The 4,302-nt window shown below is 48.8% G+C and carries 2 protein-coding genes; both read right to left on the reverse strand.

The genetic code is table 11. The features are described 5' to 3' along the window. The coding region (locus tag LGZ98_RS22950; protein ID WP_262978653.1) for a non-ribosomal peptide synthetase at positions 1-3,887 on the reverse strand (3,887 nt) is incomplete at its 3' end. Between the two features lie 7 nt (positions 3,888-3,894). Then, a partial coding sequence (locus LGZ98_RS22955) for a phosphopantetheine-binding protein (RefSeq protein ID WP_262978654.1) occupies positions 3,895-4,302 on the reverse strand: 408 nt, incomplete at its 5' end.

Here is a 4,302-nt window from a genome sequence, read left to right on the forward strand (position 1 = left end):
AGGCGCTCTTCTTGCTGCTGTATGAATATCTGAATTTCATGGAGCATTAACTCCAGCGTGAGATGGTCGCACACCAGATGGTGGCTCAGTAACGCCAGCAGCCATTCATCGGACTGCGAATCCTGTGTAATACTAGCCGACATTAATGGCGCTCGGGTCACATCCAACCGTGCCCACTGTGGGTCAATGTGCTGATACAGTTGTTGTTCTGCATCTTCCCCCGCCAATAAGCTCAGTTCTTCAACCCGCAATGGCGCCTGACGCCACACCACCTGCACCGGCTCCGGTAATCCCTTCCAATGCACCGCGCTGCGCAAGATATCATGACGATCGATTACCTGTTGCAAGGCAGTCAAAAAGCCATCCAAACGCTGTCGGCTGTCGAACGCCATTATGGTGTACGATAAATAAGGGTCTCCTTTGGCTCCCAATAAATAATGAAACAGGATACCTTGCTGTAGCGGGCCGAGTGGATAAATATCCTGGATATTGGCAGCGCCACCAGCAACGTCAGTTACAATGCTGTCTATCTCGGGTTGACTCAGCATAATCAGCGGCAGCATCTCCGGTGTGATAGCCTGAGTATCTCTGGGGATACGATTCTCGGGAACACCCTCGCCCGCGATATTTTCCTCCTTGCTGACACGGGCGGCCATCGCCATCAGCGTTGGTTCGGCAAAAACGGTTCCCACGTCTAGGTGCAAATTCATCAGGCGTAATCGCTCGATCACACTGACGATCAACAGAGAATGCCCGCCTAACTCAAAGAAGTTGTCATGGCGGCCAATGTGCTCCACGCCCAGCAAATCCTGCCAAATCTGCGCTAGCTGCTGTTCAATCTCACCCTGTGGCGCTTCATACTGCCGAGTCACCACTGCATCCTGGTCCGGGGCCGGTAATGCCTGCCGGTCCAGCTTGCCATTCGGTGTCAGCGGTAACGCCTCCAGTACCACAAATGCACCGGGCAGCATATAGTCCGCCAGGCTTGTGCTTAACTCAGCCCGCAGCGTTGCGGCGTCCAGCACCATTCCGGCCTGCGGCACCAGATAGGCCACCAGCCGCTTGTCACCCGGCGCGTCTTCCCGGGCGACCACCACTGCCTCCCGCACACCGTCACAGGCCGCCAGCCGGGCTTCAATCTCGCCTAACTCAATACGAAAACCGCGGATCTTGACCTGGAAGTCATTGCGCCCAAGATATTCAATATTCCCATCCGGCAACCAGCGGCCCAGATCGCCGGTTTTATAGAGCCTGGCTCCTGCTTTATTGCTAAACGGGTCGGCAATAAAGCGCTCCGCCGTTAACTCCGGGCGGTTTAAATAACCACGCGCTACCCCAGCCCCACCGATATGGAGCTCACCAGCCACCCCAATTGGTACTGGCTGGTTATAACTGTCCAAAATATAGATTTGGGTATTTGCGATCGGCCTCCCTATCGGGAGTGAGTCTAACTGTTGTGTCTGGTACTCATAGATTGAGGCACAAACTGTCGCCTCACTGGGACCATAGGCATTGAAAAAACGATATTGGCTAGTCCATTGTGAGGCTAAAGATGCAGAACAGGCTTCACCTGCAACAATTAGAGTTAAAGCTTCCGGTAGCACTGCTGCATCTAAAAAATACAAAGCTGAAGGTGGTAACGTAACATGACTGATCTGATGACGGCACAGAGTTTGCGTCAAAGGCTCGCCTGGCAGTAAATCCTCTCTAGCAACAAGATAAAGACTCGCTCCACGACATAATGTCATTACCCATTCCGACACACTGGCATCAAAACTAAAAGAAGCAAACTGCAAGACACGGCTCTCAGCGATAACATTGAAAGACTCAGCTTGTACGGAGGCCAGATTAGATAATCCTGAATGAGTATTCATCACTCCCTTGGGTTGTCCCGTAGAACCCGAGGTATAGATCACATAAGCTAAATGACTTGGTTTCAACCCCAATATTACTGCGTCCGGATTGTGTATCATCTGATTTGGGAACACTTGTTGCTCAATATCTAGTGGCAATACTGGTACAGATACCTTTGGTAACACACCAAGCAATTTACTCTGCGTTAACACTACCATTGGTTGACTATCGACTAACATATAGTTCAATCGTTCTATAGGATAGTTAGGATCCAGCGGTACATAAGCACCACCCGCCTTCAAAATACCCAACAGACCCACTACCATTTCCAGACTGCGCTCTACGCAGATTGCTACCCTATCATCCGGGCTGAGACCTAATTTTATTAAGTGATGTGCCAATTGATTGGCCCTACAGTTCAACTCTCCATAGCTCAATTCTTCATCACCATAACGCAAAGCAACCGACTCTGGAGCTAGTTCAACTTGTTGTTCAAATAGTTGATGGATTAAACTATCTTGGGGGCAGGTCTCGGTGGTAACGTTAAAGCCCACCAAAATTTGCTCACTCTCTCTGGTCGATAACAATGGTAGTTCTAGTACTCGTTGGTTCTCATCCGCCACCATCGCTACGAACACATTCTCTAAATATCCGGCCAGTCGCTGGATACTAGCAGCATCAAACAGATCTTTGGCATATTCCAGACAACCACTCAGCCCTTGCTCCGTTTCAGTGAACGATATACTTAGATCAAACGGAGTCGCCTTTCTTTCTAACTCTAACTGACTAATATGCAGGCCGGGAAGCTGTAGCCGTGTATCCCTTGGCGTATTGTCCAGCGCCAGCATTACTTGAAAGACTGGATTATGCCCTAAGTTACGTGGTGGCTGTAAAGCTTCCACTAGTTTATCGAACGGCAAATCTTGGTGCTCATAAGCTTCCAACGCATGCATTTTCACTCGAGTCAATAACTCCCCGACACTAGGGTTATCAAATAGTTGAACTCGTAATGCTAACGTGTTGACAAAAAAACCAATCAGCGGTTCTAGCTCTTGTTGCTGACGATTGGATATTGGCGTACCAACTACGATATCCTGTTGACCACTCAGCCGTGCCAATAACACTGACCATCCCGTCAACAAAGTCATAAACAGGGTCGCACCATAACGCTGACTCAATGTTCGTAACTCTGCATCCAACTCTGGTGGCCATGACAGTGTTACTTGACCACTAGCATAGCTTTGTTTCACTGGTCGCGGCCTATCCGTTGGCAAGGTCAGTAAAGCAGGGGCTCCCAACAAAGTCTGCCGCCAGTAAGCCAATTGCCGTTCGAACCGCTCACCTTGCAACCATGCACGCTGCCATACTGCATAGTCAGAATACTGAATTGCTAATTCCGGAAGCGGATCGCTTGAACCCTGACTAAACGCACTGTACAGTGTCGAAAATTCATGCACCAACACCCCTATCGACCAGCCATCTGAGATAATGTGGTGTTGTGTCAGTAACAAGATATATTCATTTTCATTCAAGTATAGCAATTGTCCCCGGATTAACGGGCCTTGTGCCAAGTCAAAGGGATTGCTTGCCTCTGCGATAATGAATTCTTTGATAGCTACCTGTCGCTCTATAGATGTTAAGGAACTCAGATCTTGTTGGTTTAACGTAAAACCGCAATCTGCCTCGGCAATCAGCTGCTTCGCTTCACCATTTATCAGGGCAAAGCGAGTACGCAACACTTCATGCCGAGCAACAATACGGTCGAGCGTTGTTTGTAATGCTGCATAATCTAAGTGCCCTTGTAACCGTAACGCAGCTGGCATGTGATATGCTATGTTTGCAGCAGGATCCAGTTGTTCTAGAAGCCACAGTCGTTGCTGTGCAAAAGACAAACTCGCCGGTTGATTACTAATTCGAGGAGTAATCTTTTCTTGTGTGGAAAGCTGATTACGAGTTAGCTTGGCCAGTTTGGCCAATTCAAGTAAACGTTTGCGTCCAGCTAATGGAAATATCGTTAATTCTTCATGGTTCATAGTATTATCACTTTTCTTTAGTAAAATTAAGAGTAGTCCTATGATTCGGAGCCTTGATTATCTCGTTAAGTTTCCTCAAGGAATCCACATCAAACTGAAGCAACTGTGCATCTATGATGAGCTCTCCGAACAAGCAAATGGTGGGATAGGAAAACAATTGGTGAATAGCTATTTCAACCTCAAATTCTGTCCTAATTCGTGCTAGCAATTGAACAGTTAGCAGCGAATGCCCGCCTAACTCAAAGAAGTTGTCGTGGCGGCCAATATGCTCCACGCCTAACAAGTCCTGCCAAATCTGTGCCAGCTGCTGCTCAAGCTTACCCTGTGGCGCTTCATACTGCCGTGTCACCACCGCACGCTGGTCCGGGGCCGGCAATGCCTGCCGGTCCAGCTTGCCATTCGGTGTCAGCGGTAA

The organism is Photorhabdus kayaii (assembly GCF_025384895.1).
GTDB classification, from domain to species: Bacteria; Pseudomonadota; Gammaproteobacteria; order Enterobacterales; family Enterobacteriaceae; genus Photorhabdus; species Photorhabdus kayaii.